At 47.1% G+C, this 23,321-nt stretch carries 14 protein-coding genes; 5 read left to right on the top strand and 9 right to left on the bottom strand.

The window, feature by feature from the left end; all coding sequences use genetic code 11:
• Positions 1 to 2 precede the first annotated feature (2 nt).
• From ACZIX4_RS04610 to ACZIX4_RS04590, 5 genes are all read left to right on the top strand, one after another.
• Complete coding sequence (locus ACZIX4_RS04610) at positions 3 to 1,514, top strand: RagB/SusD family nutrient uptake outer membrane protein (protein ID WP_463334437.1); 1,512 nt, start codon at positions 3 to 5, stop codon at positions 1,512 to 1,514.
• Positions 1,515 to 1,525: 11 nt separating this feature from the next.
• On the top strand, positions 1,526 to 2,404 hold the full coding sequence (locus ACZIX4_RS04605) for a hypothetical protein (RefSeq protein WP_463334436.1): 879 nt from the start codon (positions 1,526 to 1,528) through the stop codon (positions 2,402 to 2,404).
• A 111-nt stretch (positions 2,405 to 2,515) separates the two neighbouring features.
• Positions 2,516 to 3,973, top strand: coding sequence for a glycoside hydrolase family 30 protein (locus ACZIX4_RS04600; protein WP_463334435.1), 1,458 nt, complete (start codon positions 2,516 to 2,518; stop codon positions 3,971 to 3,973).
• Between the two features lie 25 nt (positions 3,974 to 3,998).
• Positions 3,999 to 7,262 (top strand): carbohydrate-binding protein, encoded by a 3,264-nt coding sequence (locus tag ACZIX4_RS04595; RefSeq protein WP_463334434.1) that lies wholly within the window; start codon positions 3,999 to 4,001, stop codon positions 7,260 to 7,262.
• Complete coding sequence (locus tag ACZIX4_RS04590; RefSeq protein ID WP_463334433.1) at positions 7,259 to 7,942, top strand: hypothetical protein; 684 nt, start codon at positions 7,259 to 7,261, stop codon at positions 7,940 to 7,942. The genes ACZIX4_RS04595 and ACZIX4_RS04590 overlap by 4 nt, the downstream gene beginning before the upstream one ends.
• Before the next feature lie 57 nt (positions 7,943 to 7,999).
• Here ACZIX4_RS04590 and ACZIX4_RS04585 read toward each other — a convergent pair whose 3' ends face one another.
• The 9 genes from ACZIX4_RS04585 to ACZIX4_RS04545 all read right to left on the bottom strand — a co-directional run bounded on the left by ACZIX4_RS04585 (position 8,000) and on the right by ACZIX4_RS04545 (position 23,103).
• Positions 8,000 to 8,434: a hypothetical protein gene (locus tag ACZIX4_RS04585; protein ID WP_463334432.1), complete on the bottom strand. Its 435-nt coding sequence runs from the start codon at positions 8,432 to 8,434 to the stop codon at positions 8,000 to 8,002.
• A gap of 109 nt (positions 8,435 to 8,543) precedes the next feature.
• Entirely contained in the window at positions 8,544 to 9,983 is a 1,440-nt protein-coding gene (locus tag ACZIX4_RS04580) for an MFS transporter (protein ID WP_463334431.1), read from the bottom strand.
• Positions 9,984 to 10,046: 63 nt separating this feature from the next.
• Positions 10,047 to 11,807 carry a family 43 glycosylhydrolase gene (locus ACZIX4_RS04575; RefSeq protein WP_463334430.1) on the bottom strand — a complete coding sequence of 587 codons (1,761 nt, stop codon included), beginning with the start codon at positions 11,805 to 11,807 and terminating at the stop codon, positions 10,047 to 10,049.
• Positions 11,808 to 11,816: 9 nt separating this feature from the next.
• Positions 11,817 to 13,913 carry a glycoside hydrolase family 97 protein gene (locus ACZIX4_RS04570; RefSeq protein ID WP_463334429.1) on the bottom strand — a complete coding sequence of 699 codons (2,097 nt, stop codon included), beginning with the start codon at positions 13,911 to 13,913 and terminating at the stop codon, positions 11,817 to 11,819.
• Positions 13,914 to 14,127: 214 nt separating this feature from the next.
• Entirely contained in the window at positions 14,128 to 16,374 is a 2,247-nt protein-coding gene (gene bglX, locus ACZIX4_RS04565) for a beta-glucosidase BglX (protein ID WP_463334428.1), read from the bottom strand.
• A gap of 36 nt (positions 16,375 to 16,410) precedes the next feature.
• Complete coding sequence (locus ACZIX4_RS04560) at positions 16,411 to 17,118, bottom strand: carboxylesterase family protein (RefSeq protein ID WP_463334427.1); 708 nt, start codon at positions 17,116 to 17,118, stop codon at positions 16,411 to 16,413.
• 2 nt (positions 17,119 to 17,120) lie between these two features.
• Entirely contained in the window at positions 17,121 to 18,518 is a 1,398-nt protein-coding gene (locus ACZIX4_RS04555) for a glucoamylase family protein (protein ID WP_463334426.1), read from the bottom strand.
• A gap of 61 nt (positions 18,519 to 18,579) precedes the next feature.
• Positions 18,580 to 20,004 carry a RagB/SusD family nutrient uptake outer membrane protein gene (locus tag ACZIX4_RS04550; protein ID WP_463334425.1) on the bottom strand — a complete coding sequence of 475 codons (1,425 nt, stop codon included), beginning with the start codon at positions 20,002 to 20,004 and terminating at the stop codon, positions 18,580 to 18,582.
• A 12-nt stretch (positions 20,005 to 20,016) separates the two neighbouring features.
• Positions 20,017 to 23,103 (bottom strand): SusC/RagA family TonB-linked outer membrane protein, encoded by a 3,087-nt coding sequence (locus tag ACZIX4_RS04545; RefSeq protein ID WP_463334424.1) that lies wholly within the window; start codon positions 23,101 to 23,103, stop codon positions 20,017 to 20,019.
• Positions 23,104 to 23,321 lie beyond the last annotated feature (218 nt).

Genomic DNA, 23,321 nt, shown 5'->3' with positions numbered 1-23,321 from the left:
AAATGAAAACAAGGACTTTAAAAAGAAGCTTAATTATACTTACAGCCACTGTAACGCTGTACAGCTGCTCTGATGACTTTCTTGTAGTAGACCCTAAAGGAAGCTACCTGGAAGACAATTACTATAAAGACGAAGCACAGGCCTATACGGGTGTTGTAGCTGCTTATGATGTGGTAAGGAAACAATCGGGCGGTTTTGAGAACATGATTTCTATACTAAATGCCGGTTCAGATGATTTTTATGCCGGTGGCGGTAGCTCTACCGATGGTGCCGGTATACAAAGCTGGTCTAACTATAGCATAACGCCAAACCTTTTACCACAAAGCTATTGGAGCGATTTTTACCAAGGGGTATTCCGTACCAATGTACTGCTGGCCAAGCTGCCGGGTGTAGATATGGATGAAACCGTAAAAAAACGTTTTGCTGCTGAGGCAAAAGCACTTAGGGCATACTACTACTTCCAGCTGGTAACCATGTTTGGTGATATACCGTTCTATACCACTAACCTTACGCCGAGCCAGTACTATACTATAGAAAAAAGCCCTGCGGCAGATGTGTATGCACAAATAGAAACTGACCTTACTGAGGCAATCCCGGATCTGCCTGCCACGCTAAACCTTGCTACAGAAGCCGGTAGGCTAAACCGTGGTGCTGCACAGGCCATACTGGGTAAAGTATACCTTTTCCAGCACAAGAATGCGGAAGCCGCTGCACAGTTTGCAGAGGTAAACGGTACACCGGGCGGTACTAATCAGTACGGTAACCACCTGCTGGCTAACTTTGCCGACCTATGGGTAATAGACAACAAATACAACGCTGAGTCTATCTTTGAGTGTGCGCATACTAACAAAAGTAATGCAGACTGGAGTTTCTGGGGTTCTGGTTATGATGAGGGTAACTCACTTAACGTAATGGTAGGCCCACGTGGTTACAGCGCTTCTAACAGCAATGCCCCTAACTACAGGACAGGCTGGAGCTTTAACCCTGCTACACTGGGCCTTGTGGCCGTACTAAACGGCGACCCGCGTATGGATGCTACGCTGGCTAACGTAGGTGGCCTTGCCGCTGCCGGCGATGCTGCTTACTCTCCGGGGTATATGGATACGGGTTATTTCCTTAAGAAATTTATGCCGCGTACTACCGATGTAACTGATGGCGGTGGTGCTGCCGACCTTAACTTCAGGCAAAATACCTACATCATCCGCCTTGCTGATACCTACCTTATGGAAGCCGAAGCACTTAACGGACAGGGTGCAAGGGCACAGGCTCTGCTTGATGCCGTTCGCGCCAGGGTGGGCCTTGCCTCTACCCCGGTATCGCTTGATGCTATTTACCTGGAGCGCCGCAAAGAACTGGCAGGCGAAGGCCACCGTTGGCACGACCTTATCCGTTCAGGCCAGGCTGCCACAGTACTTGGGCCACGCGGGTTTGTAGCCGGTAAGCACGAGCACTGGCCTATACCGCTAAACGAGACCCTTAACACCATGATTACCCAAAACCCAGCTTACAACTAATTATCAGGATTATGAACAAGAATTTATTTACTATAAATAAAGCGTTTGCAGCCCTAAGCCTGGCTTCGGCTATACTGCTTGCAGGCTGTACCCCGGACGAGGTGAAAGGCGGCAACCCGCTAACCCAGGCCGACCTTGATGCCAGCTTTTCGCTGGTGCAGGATGCGTCAGGTAACCATATTAACGTTACCGGCGCAACAGACAGCGACATACAATACCACACCTGGAGGTGGTACAACCCTACCGACCCTTCTGAGGATTCGGGTGAAATTAAAGGCAATAATGCCAATATGTATTTCTTTCCCGATGCAGGTACCTATAAAATACAGCACCGCGTTGTGGGCCGCGTAGGTGGTACCAACAGCGTATCTGAACAAACGGTAACTGTAACCACACCAGACCCGGTAGCCGGTAACCTGATACTGAACGGTAAGTTTACCGAAGGGCAGGGAGCATGGCAAATACTGAACATCAGCTCATCTGGCGCTGCATGGACATTTGACGGCGGACAGGCTACCATAACAGTATCGGGCTCTAACCAGCAGGGTATTTACCAGCCGGTACAGGTAGTGGCAGGCCAGCCTTATAAAGTAGACATGAAGGTAAGCGGCAGCGGATCTACAAACACATGGTTTGAAGTATACGTATCGCCTACCGCACCTACACAGGGCAGCGACTACAGTGCAGACGGTATACGCCTGCAACTGAATACCTGGGCAGGCTGTGCCACGTCATCGTTCAGCGGGCTGCTTACGCAGGTAGGTTGCGGCGGTAGTGGTAACCCTATTACATTTACACAAAGCGGCACCGTGTATGTACTGATAAAATCAGGTGGTGCCAGCAGTACCATAAACGTAGACAATGTTGAGTTCAGGCGTATAACTCAATAACATAAACCGCATTTGGGTTAGTTTGCAATAGCCTGTAACCAATTTTTTTGAGTACAGGCTATTTTTCTTAAATACAAACTTGTGCAGCGCTTTGCACGCAAAAATTTTCTAATGAAGAAGAACAGTATCATGGCTTTTGTGCTTTTAGCAACTGCACTGGCTAGCGCACAGCAACCAAAGGCCAAAAAGAAAGAGCACTACAATGCAGCAGGAAAAAATATAACAGTGTACACCACTGCCGAAAATACCGCACACAAACTCACAAGTACAGCTACGGGTACATTTTCGTCGGCAAAGCAACCACTGGAAACAGATATATCGGTGTTTGTAACACCCGATAAGGCATTCCAGCCCATACTGGGTATTGGCGGTGCCATAACCGACGCCAGCGCCGAGGTTTTTGCAAAACTCCCTGCCGATAAGCAACAGGAGTTTTTGGCAGCCTACTATGATGCCAATAAAGGTATAGGGTATTCCCTTATTCGTACCAATATACACAGTTGTGATTTCAGCAGCGGCAGTTACACTTACATTACCGAAGGCGATAAAGAGCTGAAAACCTTCAGTATAGACCACGACAAAAAATACCGCATTCCCCTTATAAAGCAGGCACTTAAAACCGCTACAAATAAGGTAACGCTATATGCAAGTCCGTGGAGCCCTCCTGCCTTTATGAAAGACAATAAAAACATGCTGAAAGGCGGTAAGCTACTGCCCGAATATTACCAGGCATGGGCCAACTACTACGTAAAATTTATCAATGCTTACGAAAAAGAAGGCATGCCGATATGGGGAATCAGTTTACAAAACGAACCTATGGCTACACAAACCTGGGAATCGTGCATATTTACTGCCGAAGACGAGCGCGATTTCCTGAAGAATTATCTTGGGCCAACCATTACCAAAGCATTTAAGGACAAGAAAATCATCGTTTGGGACCACAACCGCGACCTGATGACCCAGCGTGCCGATGTAATATTCTCTGACCCTGAAGCGGCCAAGTACGCCTGGGGTATGGGTTTCCACTGGTACGAAACCTGGACAAAGGCCGAACCATTGTACAACAACGTGGCGCGCGTACATGAGGCCTACCCTACCAAGAACCTTATGTTTACCGAAGGCTGTATTGAAAGCTTTAACGCTGCCCAATACCAGTCGTGGAAAAATGCCGAGCGTTATGGCGAACAGATGATAAACGACTTTAACAACGGCACTACCGGATGGACCGACTGGAACATACTGCTGGATGAGCATGGCGGGCCAAACCACGTGGGCAATTTCTGTTTTGCACCTGTACATGCCGATACCCAGAAAGGCGAACTGATATTCACCCCGGCGTTTTACTACATAGGGCATTTCTCAAAATTTGTGCAGCCGGGTGCCAAACGTATTAGCGCATCCCCAAGCAGGAGCGTACTGCAATGCACCGCGTTTAAAAACACTAACGGCACCATAGCTACTGTGGTACTGAATAAAACCGATAAGCCGGTAGATTACAACCTTATCATCGGCAGCCAGCGTGCGGTTTTCACTATCCCGGCGCACGGCATACAAACACTGGTGTATTAGGCATAATCCCTTTAAACACACAATTATGAAAAAAATACTATTACTAATAACCCTTTTGACAGGTACAGTTGGCTTCAGCCAGGGGTACCTCCATCAGCAGGGGCAAAATATCGTAGACGGTAACGGCAATAACGTACTGCTGCGCGGCCTGGGCCTTGGCGGCTGGATGATACAGGAAGGCTATATGCTGCAAACCTCAAGCTTTGCGGGCACACAGCGCGAAATCCGCCAGAAGATAACTGATGTCGTTGGCGAAAGCAATGCCGAGGCATTTTACCAGAAGTACCGCGACAACGGCATTACCAAGCGCGATATTGACTCGCTAAAAGCGTGGGGGTTCAACTCCGTGAGGCTCCCAATGCACTACAACCTGTACACCCTGCCCATAGAGCAGGAACCCGTATCGGGCCAGCAAACCTGGCTTGACGAAGGCTTTGAGCGTACCGACCAGCTATTGGAATGGTGCGCCGAAAACGAAATGTACCTGATATTGGACATGCACGCAGCTCCCGGCGGACAGGGTAAGGATGCTAACATTAGCGACTACGACCCGTCTAAACCATCGCTTTGGGAGAGTGATGCCAACAAGCAGAAGATGATAGCGCTTTGGCATAAACTGGCCGACCGCTACAAGGACAGCCCCTGGATAGGCGCTTACGACCTGATAAACGAACCAAACTGGAACTTTACCGGTACCAACCAAAACGGTTGCGACGAGGGCAATAACGGCCCACTGCGCAGCCTTATGGTGGACATTACGGCAAGCATCCGCGAGGTAGACACAAACCACATGATTATTATAGAAGGGAACTGCTGGGGTAACAACTACAACGGCATTTTTCCGCTGTGGGACACTAACATGACGCTGAGTTTCCACAAGTATTGGAACAACAATTCAACCGGCTCTATACAGGGCATGCTGAACCTGCGTAACCAGTACAACGTACCGTTATGGCTTGGCGAAAGCGGCGAAAACGGCAATGTATGGTTTACTGATGCCATTAAACTGGTAGAAAGTAACAACATAGGCTGGTCGTGGTGGCCTATGAAAAAGGTGGAAAGCATTTCGGGTATGGCCAGTGTAACCAAACCTGCTGGCTACCAGCAACTGCTGGACTACTGGGGCGGTAATGGCAGTGCACCTGCGGCTGATGAGGCTTTTTCGGCACTGATGCAGTTGGCCGAAAACTACAAGCTACAGAATACAACCATAAACTACAATGTTATCGATGCCATGTTCCGCCAGGTACAGACCACCGATACCAAAAAATACAAAAACCATCCCCTGCCGGGCAAAATATACGCTACGGAATTTGACTTTGGCACCAACGGCTATGCCTATAAAGATAACGATGTGGCTACCTACCATACCGACGGCGGCTCTTACCAGGGCTGGAACCAGGGCTGGCAAATGCGTAACGACGGTGTGGATATAGAAACCGTTAACGATAGCCCGAGTAACGGCTACCAGGTGGGCTTTATTCAGCCCGGCGAATGGATGCAGTACACCCTTGAGGTAACTGCCGATACCGCTTATGACTTTGACATCCGCTATGCGGGTAACGGCGGTAAACTGCACTTTGAGGATGAAAACGGACGCATATCTGAAACCATTATCCTGAGCGGCACAGGAGGTTATACCACCTGGGGAACCGCCACCATTACTGATGTAATACTGCATGCCGGTACCAATAAAGTGAAACTGTACGTAGACGGCACAGGCTTTAACCTAAATTATTTCGAGCTTAAAAACCCTTCAGCTACCACCGATGCGGCTTTTAAAATTATTGATGCCGGTACCAATGTACTAGGCGATAAAATCGAGGTAAGCTTCAACAAGCCGCTTGCTTCGGGCATTGATTTCAGCCAGAGCGCATTGGCACTAAAAGTAAACGGCACGGCTGTAGCGATTTCAGGCTTTACACAAGCGGGAACCAGCGGCTTCAGCTTTACACCTGCTACTGCCATAAACGCTAACGACGTTATTACCCTTACCTACAACGGTACCAACCTGCTTGCCACTGATGCCACTACCCAACAGGCATTTACAGACAAAGCAGTGACTAACCGTGTAGGTACCATACAGGCCATACCGGGCACCATACAGGCAGAAAGCTTCTACGTAAACAACGGCCTTACCCTGGAAACCACTACCGATACAGGCGGTGGCCAGAACATGGGCTATACCAATACCGGCGATTACCTGGATTACCTTGTAAATGTAGCCCAGACCGGTAATTACAAAATAGAATACCGCTTTGCCAGTAATGGCGCTGTGGGGCAGATAAAGCTTCAGCTTATCAACGCTGAAACGCTGGACGTTGAAACCGTAACCCTGGGCGTTACCGGTGGCTGGCAGACATGGCAAACCAAGACATCGCAAGCGCAAATGCCTGCCGGAAGGTACTACATGCGTATGCTGGTAATGAATCCTGAGTTTAACCTGAACTGGCTGCGCTTTACCTACATGGAACCCGATGACGACATGGACGGTGTGCCAAACACCCAGGACCTGTGTGCAAACACCCCTGCGGGCAGTGTGGTAGACTTTAACGGTTGCCCGATATTCACCCTGCCGCAAAATAACTTCACGGTGACGGTAGCAAGCGAAACCTGCCGCAACGAAAACAACGGCAGCATCAGCATCGCCGCATTGGCAAACCATAACTACACAGCTACGCTTACAGGGAATAACTATAACCAGAACGGCAGTTTTACCACAACCAAAACCTTTACTGACCTTGAGGCAGGTAACTACGAGCTGTGCATTACATTGGCAGAAGCCCCATCGTACCAACTTTGCTACGATGTAACCATTGACCAGCCGGACGACCTTGCCGTACTGTCGCGAGTCAGCGGTCAAAACCGTAAGGTAACGCTTGACCTGTATGGCGGCGAAACCTATACCATCGACCTTAATGGCGACAGCTTTACCACCACCCAAAATACTGTAGAGCTAACCCTTGCACCTGGCGAAAACACTGTTAGCGTAAAAACCAATAAACCATGTCAGGGCACGTATACGGAGAAGTTTGTACTGGATGCTTCAGCGGTGATTTACCCTAACCCGGTAGATGGTGCCAACGTGTACATAGACACCCCGTACAAGGCAGATACAAACGTAACGGTAGAAATATTTGATACGCTGGGAAAAAGGGTATACAGCAACAGTTATCCTTCGCAAAAAGGAAGCATGCCTACAGACGTATCTAAACTGTCTCCGGGCGTGTATATGGTGCGCGTGGTTTCGGCAGGTAATGTTACTAACTCAAAAATCGTGAAGCAATGAAAAAGATAATGATAGCCCTTGCAGCCTGCTCGGCAATAGCACTGTCGTGCAGCAAAAGCGATGACGGCAACGGCGGTGGCGGCAGCGAAACCGCAGTAACCCTGTCTGCCCCGGCTAACAATACCGAATGCCTTACCGGTACCGATGTTTCGGCTACGCAAAATAAGGTTACCCTGAGTTGGGAAGCCATAGACGGCACTGAAAAGTACTTTGTATACATAAAAAACCTGAGTAACCAGGCTACGCTGCAAAACAGCGCCGGTACTGCCACAAGCTATGATGCCACGCTAAGTAAAGGCACGCCGTATTCATGGTATGTGGTGGCAAAAAAGACTTCGGGTGAATCGGTTACGAGCCCTACCTGGAAGTTTTACAATGCAGGTACTGCGGTAACCAGCCATGCCCCCTTCCCTGCCGATGTTGTGGCCCCAGCCATGAGCAGCACGGTAAACAGCGGTAACATAACCCTGCAATGGAGCGGCGCCGATGTAGACAACGACATAGCCAGCTACGACATTTATATGGATACTACTACTAACCCTACTACGCTGAAGGGTACAATAACACAATCGCAAATGAGCGTAACCGTAACTGCCGGTACGTACTATTGGAAAATAGTAACCAAAGACCAGGCAGGTAACAGCACCGCATCGCCGGTGTATCAATTCAAGGCCAATTAGAATGTAAGGCCCTTTCCAAAAACGCAAAACTCCCCGAAGCTTCGGGGAGTTTTTTTATTATTCAAATGCGGTAACCTTTACGCCGTCTTCCTTACCCAGCTTAAAGTAAGTACCGGTTACGGTTATCATTTCATCGGTTTTAACGGCCTTATACTGCTTCGGATCCTTCATGTTGGGTATACTTACCGTAGCATTAAAAAACTGCCCTTCAGCCACCTTTAATTTGGCCGTATAGCCATCTTTGCCGTGGGTTATCTCAGTCACCTTACCGCGTACCGTAAGTTCTTCACCCTCTTTAGGGCCGTCGGCAGGGGCAGCAGTGTCATTGGCGGCAGCCACAGTAGCAGTATCGGCAGGTTGTGCCAAATCAGGGTTACCCTTTACGGTGTACGACTTCAGTTCTTCAGGGTTGGCCGTTTCTTCCTGCTTTTTGTTGCACGAAGCCAGGGCTAAAAATGCGCCTAACGAGGCAATAACAAGGTTCTTTTTCATGGTGTGTATGTTTTTATGGCAAAGGTATTTCAAATTCGTTTACGCCATAAAAAAACCGGTACAAAAGCTGTACCGGTTTAAGCATATTTTAATAAAGCGTTTTGCAGGATTAATGCCCACCGCCGCTTACACGGTCGAAACTGATGCCCTGGCGGTTCAGTATGCCTTTTACAACAACAGCATAGATAGCAAGGTAAGCAAAGCAAAGCACACCTACAATGTAGCTGGCCTGTATGCCTATAATACCGGCAATCCAGCCTTGCAGCAGGCTCACTATACCACCACCCATAATCATCATAATAAGTAATGTACTTCCCTGTGTAGTATTTTTGCCAAGGCCACTTACCGCAAGGGTAAAGATACACGGCCATAGCGTACTACAGAACAGGCCGACACTCATAAATGCGTACAGGCTTATAGTACCGGTAGTAAGCATACCTACTATAAGGCCTACAACTCCTAATACAGAAAACAGTGCCAGCATGGTAGCAGGGTTACCTTTACTGATAAAGTCGGCTGCAATAAGCACTACAATAACTGCAGCATAATATTTAAACGGAGCAAGGTCGTGCCCCATAATGGCGCTTGCACCTAAAAACACACCAAAGGCAAGGTATGGCGCTATTATTTTGAAAATAGCCTGCAGGGTTTTATCATTAGTAAATGCACCTACAGCACCACCCCAACGGCCTATCATAAGGCTTGCCCAGTAGAGTGACACATAAGGGCCTACCGCACTTTCTACAAAGCCCAGTTTTGAAACCAGGTACGCCGGAAGGTTACTGGCAGTAGATACCTCTACACCTACATAAAGGAATATGGCAAACATACCCATAACAAGTTGCGGGTATTGCAGTGCCGATGTACGCGCCGGTGAAACATCTTTTACTTCCTCCTCCACTTCAGCTTCAGGCTGGTCTGGCAGTTTAGAAAATTTAAGGAACAAGGCAACAAGCAAAAATGCCGCACCCAGTATAAGGTAAGGTGCTTTTACGCTGTTAATGTCCACATCTGTAGCGGGTGCCGATGCTTTGCCAAAAATGGCAAAACTTATTAATAAAGGGCCTATTGTAGTCCCTAAGTTATTAATACCCCCGGCAAGCGTAAGGCGCTGAGAACCTGTAGCAATAGGCCCTAATGAAATAGCCAGTGGGTTTGCAACGGTTTGCTGAAGCGAAAACCCAAGGCCTACAATAAAAAGGCCTGAAAGCATCAGTGCAAAAGAACCGGTTTCAGCAGCAGGATAAAATAAAAGGGTACCAAATGCCGAAATGGCAAGGCCCACAGCAAGCGAATTTTTGTAGCCAAGACGTGCAACGATATCTTTCTTGGTGGCAGCCGAGATACCGATGTACAATAATGAACCCACGGTATATGCTACATAAAAAGCAAACGATACCAGCTGGCTTTGCCATGGCTCTAAACTGAATGCCTTTTGGAATACCGGGATAAGGATGTCGTTACTCGCGGCAACGAACCCCCAGAAAAAGAAAACTGTGACCAGCGGGATAAACTGTCCCCATTTGGTTTGCTCATTGGATGAACTCATAGTTTGGTTAAATTTGGGTTTAAGAGTGAATAAATGTTTGGGTTACTTATAATTGTGTTTATCTTATTCTGATTTTTTAACCTCTCCACGTGGCCCTATGCCGTTTGCATTAAAGGCTTCTATGGCAAAATAGTAGGCATCGCTCCTGTCCAGGCCGCTAAAGTAATACTCATTTTGCCCATATACCATAATTGAACCGTATAATTTATCAGGTTCTTTACCAAAATAAATCACATAGCCATCGGCATTTGGCTCCTGCTGCCATTTAAACCATACATTGCGGCGCTCTCCCTTAATCCTCGGTGCAGCACGCAGCGGCACAAAGTTATCAACGGCAGCGGGTTTCTCCCCTGCCCCTTTGCCAAAGATACGGAATCCGCTGACAGCAAACTTACCCGTAGGCATTTGTATGTTTTCCAGTTTAAGGTAACGGGCTTTGGCAGGTTTTTCCAGTTCAATGTAATCGTGGGGAACGTCCTGGGTATTCTTGCTCTTATCTATAAGTACTGTCCATTTCTTCCCGTCGTTAGACTGGTAAATGATGTACTTATGCCCGGTAGTGGTTTCGGGCTTGCCCATAAGCTCGGCATCCTGGTCGGCGTAATTAATCTGGATGGCATTAATCGTGCTCACCTCACCAAGGTCGCTGATGATGTATTCGCCTTTTTTTGCCGACTTGGCGCTCCAGTAGGTCTTTATATCCTCATCCGTAATATAATTTGCCTGGTAGCCGCCAAGGGTAGACGACACCTGTACGGGCTTATTGTAGTTAAGCAGCATCCAACCGCTGAAGGATGAAAGGCCGGTATGTCCTTTCTTTTCGGCAGGAAGGTAGGTAGGGTAATCGCCGTAAGCGGTATTGGAATATAAAGTCCCGTCGTTATCAAAACCCGCAGGCCAGATGCCCAGACGTCTTTCGAAGTTATTTTTTGTGGCAATAACTACGGTAGAAACATGCCAGTAACTGCCAAATCCATCTTCATACGTACCGCCGTGGCCTGCACCCTTTGCAAAGCCGCCCGGCTTATACGAAAACGGGTTGAACGACTGGTATACAAACGGGCCAAGGGGTTTATCACTTACAAAAACGCCGTCGCCATACCCGCTGAACTCGGTACCCGGGGCACCATATTGCAGGTAGTACTTACCGTTGTGCTTGTTCATATAAGCACCTTCCATAAAGGGCTGCATAAAGGTATTGTCGTTATGCTCGCCAAAGCGCTCCCAGCCGTGCTCATCGTCGTTCAGGGCAATGAGTGGTACGGGTTCGCCTTCCGGCTGGAAGGTTTTACGGTTCAGCTTTACGCCGTATATCGGGTACAGGTTGCTGCTGCCATAGTAGATATAAACTTCATCAGTATCTTCATCCCAAAAGATGTGCGGGTCCCAGGCACCGGCTTCAAACTTGTGTACCAGTTCTTTCCAGTTGTCGCCATCGGGCTTAGTGCTCATCCATATCGGGAAATCCTTCCCATGGGTAGAGCCTACCACCAGCATGGTATCGCGCACAAACGATACCGAAGGTGCACAAAGCTCATCGTACACCTTATGTTCCGGCCTCAGGAACTTACGCGGGATAAACTTCCAGCTCAGCATGTCCTTGCTGTGCCAGTAGCCCCACTGGTTGGTAGAAAAAAGGTAATACTCGCCTTTAAAAAAGGTAATTACCGGATCGGCCGTAGCACGGTGTTTGCCCTGTGTAACAAAGTTAGGTATGGGGCAATAACCGTAGTCTACGTTTATAGGGTTGCAATATGTTTTTTGCTGGCTGTAGCCAAATGTAAGGTTGGTTAAGATTAATAATACAGTTACAATATGTTTCATTAACGGTTTCTAATTGAGTGGGAAAAAGCTCACCGCCGTTCCCCCTCCTGCTGCCAGCTTCAGCTTCAGCTCAGATTTTGAGGTAACGGTCTGTGTCTTTATTTCGTAGCTCTTAGGGTTATTCTTCCAGTCGGCTTTTTTGCCATCCTGGTAAATAACCGCCTTGTATTTTTTACCCGGCGTAAGGAAATCAAGCGCTACCTTACTTTCGCGGGCATGCTCGTCGGTTATGGCGCCAAGGAACCAGTTTTCGCTGTTTTTGTCCTTACGGGCTATGGTAACATAGTCACCCGGTTCGGCCTCCAGCACTTTGGTATCCTGCCAGTCTACGGCCACATCCTTTATAAACTGGAATGCATCGGCATGTTTCTCGTAGTTTTCAGGCAGGTCGGCAGCCATTTGAAGCGGGCTGTACAGCGTTACATAAAGCGCAAGCTGTTTGGCCAGCGTAGTATGTACCTGCTCGTCAGACCCCGGCTTGTATACATTCATTTTTATCTCGAAGATACCCGGTGTGTAGTCCATCGGGCCTCCTAAAAGGCGTGTAAACGGCAGTATGGTTTCGTGTGCAGGCGGGTTGCCGCTGCTCCATCCGTTAAACTCATTACCACGAGCGGCTTCGGCAGCTATGTAGTTTGGCCAGGTACGGTGCACCCCTGTAGGGCGGCTCGATTCGTGGCTGTTTACCAAAAGCTTGTATTCTGCAGCTCGCTGTGGCACATAGTTAAAGTGGTTTACCATGGTTTGCCCGTCGTGGTATTCGCCACGCGGAATAATACGGCCCACATAACCGGTTTTTACTGCCGGGTAGCCGTACTTCACCATGTTTTCAAGGCCACGGTCCAGGTGGCGCTCATAGCTGGCTACTGCACCCGAAGTTTCGTGGTGCATAATCATCTTTACACCTTGTTGCTTAGCATATTCGCTTATGGCTTTAATATCAAAATCAGGGTATGGCGTTACAAAGTCGAACACTTCATCTTTCCAATGGCCGTTCCAGTCTTCCCAGCCGGTATTCCAGCCTTCAACCAGTACGCCGTCAAATCCGTTCTTTTTGGCAAAGTCGATATAACGCTTGGTATTCTCGGTAGTAGCACCGTGCGGTACACTTATGGCAGCGCCGGTCTGCTGGTTCTGTGCGTTTTGCGAACCCTTGTAATCCCAGCTGCTCTTACCTACGTGCATTTCCCACCAGATACCTACATATTTCATGGGCTTAATCCACGATACATCGGTTATTTTAGACGGTTCGTTAAGGTTAAGCACCATTTTTTGCGAAACTATCTTACGGGCATCGTCGCTTACCATTACAGTACGCCACGGCGTATTAAACGGTGCATGAAGAAACGCAAGGTCGCCCACAGCATTTGGCGCAAGGTTAGCCGTAAGGCTGAAGTTGTTGATGTTCAGGTCAAGGTGCATTATAGGGTAGTTGATAACTGCCGCCTCAAAAATGTTGATGTACAGCCCGTCTTTAGACTTCATCATCAGGGGCGATTGTATCACGTACCTTCCCCCTACCGATTTCAGCGCTATACCGTTGTTCAGGTTCAGCTTGTCGTTGTCTACTTTGCTCAGTGGGGTTTCGTTGTACACGTACTCCTGGCTGTCGTAGTCGCCCGGAATCCAGAATGCCTTGTGGTCTCCCGTAAGGTTAAACTGGGTTTCTTCCTTGCTTACTATAAAGTAATCAAGCTGGTCTTGTTTCGGGAACTCATAACGAAAGCCCACACCCTCGTTAAACACACGGAATACTATATCTACCCTGCGTTTGGTGCTTTGCTGCAACAGGGATACTTTTAGCTCATTATAGTTGTTCTTAATCACGGCCACTTCGCCCAGCACCGGCTTCCACTCATCATTTACAGATGACGACTGGCTGTTTACCACCGTAAAATCCTTATCGAAATCAGGCAGGTCTTTCAGCTTAAAGCCAAGGTAACTGTCTATGATTACAGCCTTGCCTTTGTACGTAACGCTGTAGTAGGGCTTACCTGCCGGGTTAAGTTTAAAATTTACACTTATTTCTTTGGATGGAGATAGTACGGTTTGTGCGGTTGCAACAAAAAATACGAAGATAAATAATGCGGTTAAGCGGAATTTCATGATTAAAAAATTTTCTAAATATACATATATCTAAAAACATCATAATAATTAATATCGCAAAAATAGCACGCCATTTTAAGCACAACACTAAAAACCACCTCTCAAATATTGCCTTTGCTGATATTCTATCAATTCCAATGCTTCGTTACGCAACATTTTAGTAAAAAGGCTGCCCCTAACCCGGGCAGCCTTTTGGAGCAAATTAACCAAACACTTATTTAACCAACTCGAAAGTACTTTTTAATGTAGCGTCAGAGCTTCCGCCAACGTATATTTCGAAGCCACCAGGCTCGGCTACAAACTTCATATTGATGTCGTAGAACCTAAGGTCGTCCGGTGAAATTTCAAACGTTACGGTTTTTGTTTCGCCTTTTTTAATCAGCAGCTTGTTGAAGCCTTTCAGCTCGCGTACCGGGCGGGTAACCGAACCTATAAGGTCGCGTACGTACAGCTGTACCACTTCTTCACCGTCGTAGTTTCCGGCATTTTTCACATCTACGCTCACCGTGATTTTACCGTTAGCCGAAAGCTTTTGTGTGCTAAGCTTCAGGTTAGAATACTGGAACGTTGTATAGCTAAGGCCGTAACCGAAGGCATACAGCGGGCTGTTATCTGAATCGGTGTAACGCGATTTGTATTTCTGTTCTGCATCTTGTGGGCCAAGGTACGGACGGCCTGTATTTTTGTGGTTGTAGTAGATAGGCACCTGCCCTACACTGCGTGGGAATGTCATAGGCAGTTTACCGCTTGGGTTGCTTACGCCGTAAAGCGTTTGTGCAATGGCATCGCCACCCATAGTACCAGGGTACCATGCTTCAAGTATGGCATCCATGTTGTCGTTTTCCCAACTAAGGGTAAGCGGGCGGCCGTTCATAAGTACCAATACAACCGGTTTGCCCAGTTTCTTAAGTTCCGCAAGGAACTCTTTCTGGATGCCCGGCAGGTCGATGTTTACCTGGGATGCAGCCTCACCGGTCTGGTTTTCAAACTCACCCATTACGGCAACAATAACATCGGCATTTTTAGCAGCATTAATAGCCGCCTGTATACCGTCGCGCTTGGTGTCTTTTATCTCAACACCTTTTGTAAACGATACTTTACTCTTATCGGTAACCAGCTTGTTTATACCTTCCTGTACACTTACGGCATAACCGTTACGGTCGCCTGTAGCAGCCCATGAGCCTATAATATTGTACTCATCATTAACCAGCGGGCCTACAAAAGCCACTTTCTGGCTTTGCTTCAGCGGAAGTACGTTGTTGCTGTTTTTAAGCAGTACCATTGATTTATTGGCAGCAGCAAGCGCCGCATCAAGGTATTCTTTTTTATAGATGGTAGCCTTTTCGCGCTTATCGTCGCTGTAGCGGTACGGGTCTTCAAACAGGCCAAGGTCGTACTTGGCTTCAAGGATACGGCGGCAGGCGTCGTCTACCTGTGCCATAGTTACCTTGCCTTCCTCAAGGTTCTTTTTGGTATACTTCAGGTAAATTGCGCCCACCATGTCCATATCGATACCTGCGTTAAGCGAAAGCTCGCCTGCATGTTGTTCGTCTTTAGCGTATCCGTGCGCTATCATTTCGTTCATACCGGTATAGTCGGTAACCACAAAACCTTTAAAGCCCCACTCGCCTTTCAGTATATCGTTCATAAGCCATTTGCTTCCTGTAGACGGCACACCGGCTATTTCGTTAAACGAAGCCATAAACGTAGCCGAACCGGCATCTACCGTAGCCTTAAAAGGCGGCAGGTATACTTCGCGCAGCAGGCGTTCGCTCATGTCTACGGTGTTATAGTCACGGCCTGCCTCAGCAGCGCCATAAGCGGCAAAGTGCTTGGTACAGGCCAATATGGTATTCAGGTCGTGCAGGCTTTTGCCCTGGAAACCTTTTACACGTGCAAATGCCATTTTGCTACCCAGGTAGGTATCTTCACCGGCACCTTCAGACACACGGCCCCAACGCGGGTCGCGGGAAATGTCTACCATCGGTGCAAACGTCCAGTGCACACCCGATGCAGCTGCTTCGGCAGCAGCCACCTCGCTCGATATGCGTGCTACCTCAAGGTCCCACGAAGCCGTTTCACCCAATGTGACAGGGAAAATAGTACGATAACCGTGAATAACATCATACCCGAAAAGGATAGGAATCTTAAGGCGAGAATTGTCCAGGTTCATTTTCTGCACCTTACGGGTATAGTCTACACCTGTGGCATTCAGTATACTCCCCACGTTACCTTTCTTTATTTCGTCTACCCAGTTGGTACCGCTTTTAGGGCCGGTAATGGTACCATCGGCGGTAAACTGCACCAATTGGGCAATTTTTTCGTCAACGGTCATCTTACCCATAAGTTCGGTAATGAACTCGTTTTTCGGTTTGATGGCGGTGGCTGTCTTTTTTCCTTTCTGCGCATAAACCGATATTGTGGTACAGGCCAAAAGGAGAAGTACTGTTCTTTTATTCATTCTTTTTCTTCGTTTGTGGTTTTTATAGTAAAATGTTTATGGACGTTGTTGTTTCAGCATCCATTCGTACACCGCCGGGTCATCATATACCCGTGTCCAGCTGTCGTGGCCGGCATCGTCAAAAATGGTAAGCTCCATGTCTTTGGCACAAGGCTTTAGCTGTTTGTAAATGTCAATGGCATAGTGCACCGCTACCGCATCATCCAGCAAACCGTGGTAGATGCGTATAGGTATGCTGCCCAACTTCGTGCAATCCTCCATCATCGGTACGCTGTCGACATATCCGGCAATAGGCACTAAAGCCGCAAACGCTTCGGGGTGTGCCTGGGCTACTTCCCAAACGCCCCACCCGCCCATGCTAAGGCCTGTGAGGTAAATGCGTTTTGCATCTATGTTATTTTCCTTTACAATTTTCTGTATCAGTCTGTATACCGCTTCTGCATCGTACAGCTCGTTATCGGGGCATTGCACACCCAAAACGTACGCATCAAGCGTATGGGTTTTCAGGTATTTAAACGGCCCGTGTATTTTAAGCAGTTCCGTATCGGTACCCCTCTCACCCGAACCGTGCATGAACACAATAAGTGGTTTCTTCTCTTTTTTGGCATTCTCCGGAATGTGCAGCGCATACGTAAGCTGCCGTGTTACCGTGATTTCCGTTTTAAAAGAACCAGAAACATCTTTTTGGGCAAGCGCCGCTGTACTAAGCATCAGGGCAAAAACCGCAAGGGTTATTTTCTTCATGCCTAAAAGCCGTATTTACCCGAATGGAAGCCAAGGTTCAGTAAGCCCTGTTTTACCTCAGGTGCGTTCATAAACAGGTTCCAAAGCAGGCCGCTGCGGTAATTTTCTATCATTACCGGTGTAGGCCCCTGGTCTATGGCCAGATACCATTTTACGCTCCAGTTATATTGCTGGCTGTGCGCATCATAAAAGCCTGCCGGCCCCCACGCCAGTGAACTGTGGTTTTCGTACAGGTTCCTCATAAAGGCAATGCTCTGCTGTGGTGTGTACACTATAGAACTTGCCGCCGCTGTAGGTGAAATCACACCCGTGTCGTTATTCGGCTGGTGTGCAGTATAGCCTGTAGTGCCATCGGCATTACGTGTATATGAAGCCGTAAGCCCCCAGTAGTCTGCACCGTAACCGGCAAAATGGTGCGGGTTTTCCACACAATATTTATAATCGATCATTACCTGGTTGTAGTTAAGGTCCCAGTAGTTAGCATACTGGTCTGTAAGCTGGTGCGGGTCTAACCCCAGGTAAGAATAATGTGCCCAGAATAGTGGCCCTCCGTACTCTTCGGAGTAGTTGTGCTTCAGGATAAGCGGGTAACCGTATTTGGTATTCGCAGAAACGATATTACCGTTCCTTGCCCAGCCCTTGTGGTACGGTGCGGCTGTAATGCCGTGTGTAGGCGAAGCGCTTGCCAATATGTAAGTAATAAGGCATTCGTTATAGCCTTCCAGCGGGAAATTCATTTCCCAGTTATAGTTAGGTGACCAGTGCCAGTACAGCACATCCTGCCCGTTTCGGTACCAGTCCCAGTCTACACCTTTCCAAAGCGCATCGTAGCGGTTAGCCAGCGCTTTTTCATCGGCAGTACCGTTTTTAAGGTACTCGCGTACACAGATAAGCCCTTCGCAAAGGAAAGCGGTTTCTACAAGGTCGCCGCCGTTATCTTTTGTTCCAAAGGGTTTTACATGTCCGGTATTGCCGTCCATCCAGTGTGGCCATGCCCCGTGGAAACGGTCGGCATTTTCCAGGAAAGTGGCTATTTTGCCCATACGCTCTGTAAACTGCGCACGGGTAATGTAACCACGCGAATCTGCTGCTATAAGCGACAGTATACCGAATCCGCTACCGCCCGTGGTAACAATGTTAGCATCGTTATCAGGGTAATTACCATCCGGATGGTACCTTTCGCGTGCCAAACCTGAATTTGGCTCAGCATAATCCCAAAAATATTTTACAGTCTGCTTTTCAACAAGGTCAATCAGCTGCTCGTCGGTAAGCGGCGTAGCAGGTGTTTCGGGCGTAGTACCCGAAGAGTTTTTAGTGTCTGCGCTGTTACACTGTACAAACAATGCAGCAACCGCAGCTATAAGGGGAAGTTTTATTTTAAAGTTGAAATGATAGTACATAGCAAAAAAAAGTGTCCTTTCCCCCGAACCTCACACAAGGGGGAAAGGACTTTATTAATAATTAATAACCGGGATTTTGTGCCATACCAGGAGTTTGTATCAGCTGGTCATACGGTACCGGGAACAATTCGTGGGTACCTACAGTAAAGGTTTTTCCGGCAGCTGTCATGGCAGCCTGTGCCTGGCCTGTACGTACCAGGTCGAACCAACGGTCGTGCTCAAAGGCAAGCTCCAGGCGACGCTCATTCCATATTGCAGCCCTAAGTGCAGTACCTCCTGCCGCTGTAGAAGCTGCAAGATTTACACGTGCCCTTACTACATTCAGTGCTGTAAGAGCTTCGCTGGTATTACCCAGTTCGTTAGCGGCCTCAGCTTTTATAAGATACACTTCTGCAAGGCGAAGGATACGGATATTTTTATCGGCATCATCGGCACCGGCATTAGCGCTTGAGTACGCTTTTTCATTGTACATAGGGTTTTCTACGGCAGCACTTACTTCGCGTCCATCATATAGTGTTTCACCTGCAAAAATGATTGTAGCATCCCTGCGTACGGCATCACCTTCGGCATTAAACGCATTAAGCAGGTTTTGCGAAGGCGTGTTAAAGCCCCAACCCCATCCGCTGGTACCGCGGGCACCCTGGGTTTGCGTATACTGTTGTACGCCATGGGCAACAACTTCACCACGCGCCTGAACTTCAAAGATAGATTCAGTGCCGTTTTCGGTTTCTACCCTCCATAGCGTAGCGTAATCTGCCTCAAGACCATATTGACCCGAAGTAGTTACAGTGTTGGCCATATCATATGCCTGTTGCCATTTTTGCTCATAAAGGTATACTTTGGCAAGCAGTGCCTGTGCAGCGCCTTTAGTAGCACGGCCAAGGTCAGCCGATGCATATTCACTCTTCTGCGGAAGCTTGGCTATTGCATCAAGAAGGTCTTCTTCAATATAAGCATATACATCTGCTTTAGGAGCACGTACAGTAAGGTCTATGTGTTGCAGAGGCACATCGCCCCAACCCCTTACAAGCCAAAAATAGTGTAGTGCTCTAAGGAATTTAGCCTCACCAATAAGCCTGTTTTTATAAGCTTCGTCTGTAAGCCCATAGCTTTCAGTATACTGGATAGCGTAGGTAGCACGGCCAATGGCTTTGTACCAGTTAGCCCACATGGCACCAAACGAACCCGAACTGCTGGTAAACTGTAGTGCATCAAGCTGGTCTTTATCGCCACCTGTATCGCCGGGTGAGCTGCCTTTATCAGCATTATCTGAAATTATTTCAGTAATACCAAGGTAAGAGAAGGCATAATCCCACTCGGTAAGCATACCGTAAATACCGTTTACATATTCTTCTGGAGTGGTAGCTACCCCACTGTCTTCTTCAGTAATGTTCCTCCTTGAATCTACATCAAGAAAATCATCACAACCGGCCAGCAGCATTGTGCCTGCCATAAGATATATTAAACTTTTATATCGTTTTTTCATAACCAATTTTTATTATAGATCTATTTGAACCCCAAAAAGGAATGTTTTAAGCGTAGGATATGCAGAAAGCTCTATACCTGCTGTTTCACCCGGTATACCGTTATTGTTCAATTCCGGTGTAAAGCCAGAATATTTAGTGAACATGAAAGGGTTTTGTGCTGTAGCATATACCCTTACTTTGGTAATGTCTTTTACTACATCTTTAAAAGTATAACCTACTGTAATATTATTAATCCTGAAAAAATCACCATCTTCAAGGTAGTAGCTTGATGCTATTGCTGTACGGTTTGCACCCGGATTTTTGTTGGTAGAACCCTCACCTGTCCAGCGGCCGTTAAATGTATCAGCAGTAATGTTTTCACCACCGTCTATACGGGTACCTTTAAGGCCGTTGTATACTTTATTACCACCTGCACCGTAACCGTCTACAGAAAAGTCAAGCCCTTTCCAGTTGAAACCAATATTAAGACCTACAGTATATGTTGGCAGGTATGAACCAAAGAATTTTTTATCCCTGTCGTCTATCACACCGTCACCATTCTGGTCTTTGTAACGAATTTGGCCCGGCTGGGCACCGCTTACGTGGGCATTAGCATCAATATCGGCCTGGTTTTGCCATACGCCGTCTGCCTGGTACATCCACCATGCATATACGGGCTGGCCTTCCTGAAGGCGTTTTGTAATTTGTCCGTTTGCAAGGCTACCGCCTGTTTGGCCGTCATAAGCAGGTTTTACATTTTCAAGGGTGTTTTTGTTTTTACCAAAAGTACCGCCTATATAGTAGCTAAAATCCTCTCCAATCTGGTCTTTCCAGTTAAGGGCAAGTTCAAAACCTTTATTACTTACTTCACCACCATGGTCATAATAATTTTCGGTGTAAGGTGAATCCAGTAACGGTTTTACACGCAGTATAGCATTGGTTGTAGTACGGTCATACAAATCTACACTACCTGTTAGCCTCCTGTTTAGTAATTCAAAATCTAAACCGGCATTAAGCTCTTTGGTTTCTTCCCAGCTTACGTTAGCAGCAGGTGAACCTACATAAGCACCACCTACAAGCACCTGGTTAGGACCAAAAACATAGTTGTTGTTGTTACTTCCCGAAGCATTGTAAATTACGGTATTGTTAAACGGTACCTGGGCGTTACCCATTAAACCGTAACCGGCACGGATTTTAAGGAAATCAAGGCCTTTAATATCGCTCAGGAAGTTTTCTTTAGTAAGTGCCCAACCTGCAGCAACCGATGGGAAAGTCCCCCAATAATCACCGTTTTTCTTAAAGTTACTGTTACCGTCCCTCCTTATGTTAGCTGTAAGGAAATACTTCTCATTATAATCGTACTGTACCCTTCCGAAATAAGAAAGTATTTGGGTAGGCGTGGCATAATACTGAGTAGCGGTTATGCTTGCAGGGTCTGCCTGCTCTATATTCCAATATTGTTTTTGTGTAGGAACATCGTAGCCTGAGATAGAAGAATAATAAATATCATCCCTCTTATCTTTAGTGAAACCTGCAACTACAGTAAGGTTATGATTGTCAAAAGACTTGTTAAACGTCAGGAATGTATCCCAGTTGTAACGGAAGCTTTCTGTATCAGCATACGAAAGCATGTTGTTTGCATTGGTGTAGTTACCTTCCGGTGCTCCGGCCTGAAGTGCATCATATTGTGCATCAGTCCTTGTAGGGTCGGCGGCAAGCCATGTACCACGCATGTTGTTGTAAATCCTTGTTTTAGCAAAACTCTTACTTGCACCAAAACGTGAATTTACTTTTAACCAGTCGGTTACTTTAAGCTCGGCATCAAACATACCCTGAAGCTGCGACATTTTAGTTTCTTCATTGTTAAAGTAAACTGACGCAAGAGGGTTGCCTATCGAGTTCAGGCGGCCTATACTTTCGCCGGGGCCTGCGGTGTAACCTACAACACCTGTGTTTTGGTTGTAGAAACTTTGCCCCCATTGCCCTGACTCAAATCGTGTAGGTACTATAGGTGCCTGCCTGTATGCCTCGTCAAACGCGCTAAACGGTTTAGGGTTTGTTTTTGTAAACGAATAGCTTACATTTTGGCTCAACTTAAGCCTGTTATCAAAAAAGTTGTAGCTTGTATTAGAACGTAGTGTGTTACGGGCTATTTTGTTACTGTCTAAAACACCGTCTTCGGTATAATTATTAAAGCTGAAATAGTAGTTACCCCTTTCACTACCGCCCGAAAGAGCCACATTGTTATTTTGGGTTTGGCCAACATCTGTTAAAGCATCATACCAGTTTGTATTATAAGGCTGGTTTGCCGAAAGGTAAACAGGTGCCGGTAATGTAGCTTGGTTTTCGTTGTAGTACTGTACGTACTGGCTGGCATTGGCCATCTTCACCTGGTTAAGGGTAGACCTTGCACCGTAAGAAGAACTAAGGCTGATGTTCATTTTGCCATCCTTACCCTTTTTAGTCGTAATAAGTACAACACCGTTTGCAGCGCTACTACCGTAAATTGCAGCAGATGAAGCATCTTTAAGTATGTCCATAGAGGCGATATCAGCCGGGTTAATATTACTGATATCGGCAGTTACCACACCATCTACAACATAAAGCGGCGTGGAACCTGATGATGCCGTACCAAGACCCCTGATACGTACCGTAGGGGTAGCACCGGGAGCGTCGTTTGTAACAATTTGTACACCGGCCACTTTACCCTGAATGGACTGCATGGCATTGTACTGCGGCTGTTTCTGGAACTGGTCTGCTTTTACAGTACCTACAGCACCGGTAAGGTTAGAACGTTTTTGTGTACCGTAACCTACAACTACTACTTCCTGAAGGTTTGTTGAGGCACTGGCTTTCATTGTAATTTTCATTGGGGCAGCTGTGGCTACTGCCGTAACGGTATCAAACCCCAGCATGGCGAAGGAAAGTTGTGCCCCTTCGGTGGCTGCTATGGTAAAATTACCGTCGAAATCTGCCGTGGCAGACACATTACTGCCTGCTACAGTAATGTACACATCAGGTACAGGTAGGCCGCTTTCATCGGTTACCTGGCCTGTAATTTGCTGCCCGTGGCTGATACCCCACATCAGCAGCAAAAAACCCAGAATAAAGTTTTTCATAAAAGGAACTATGTTAAAAGTTAGCTCTACGAAAGTACAAAGCTAAAACGTTATAGCTGTATTAATTAACACTTCTCAATACTACATCAAAAGGAGTAAAAAATGTTTTAAATAATTGATATACAAAAATTTAAAACTAACCTTTATACATCATTAAACAGGCAAATGATGTAGTGATGATGTATTGAGGAATCCTTAATATAGAGTGAAATTTTAAG

Source organism: Flavobacterium niveum (assembly GCF_055231775.1).
The sequence above is the reverse complement of the archived record's forward strand: the minus strand, read 5'-3'. Positions and strand labels throughout refer to the sequence as shown.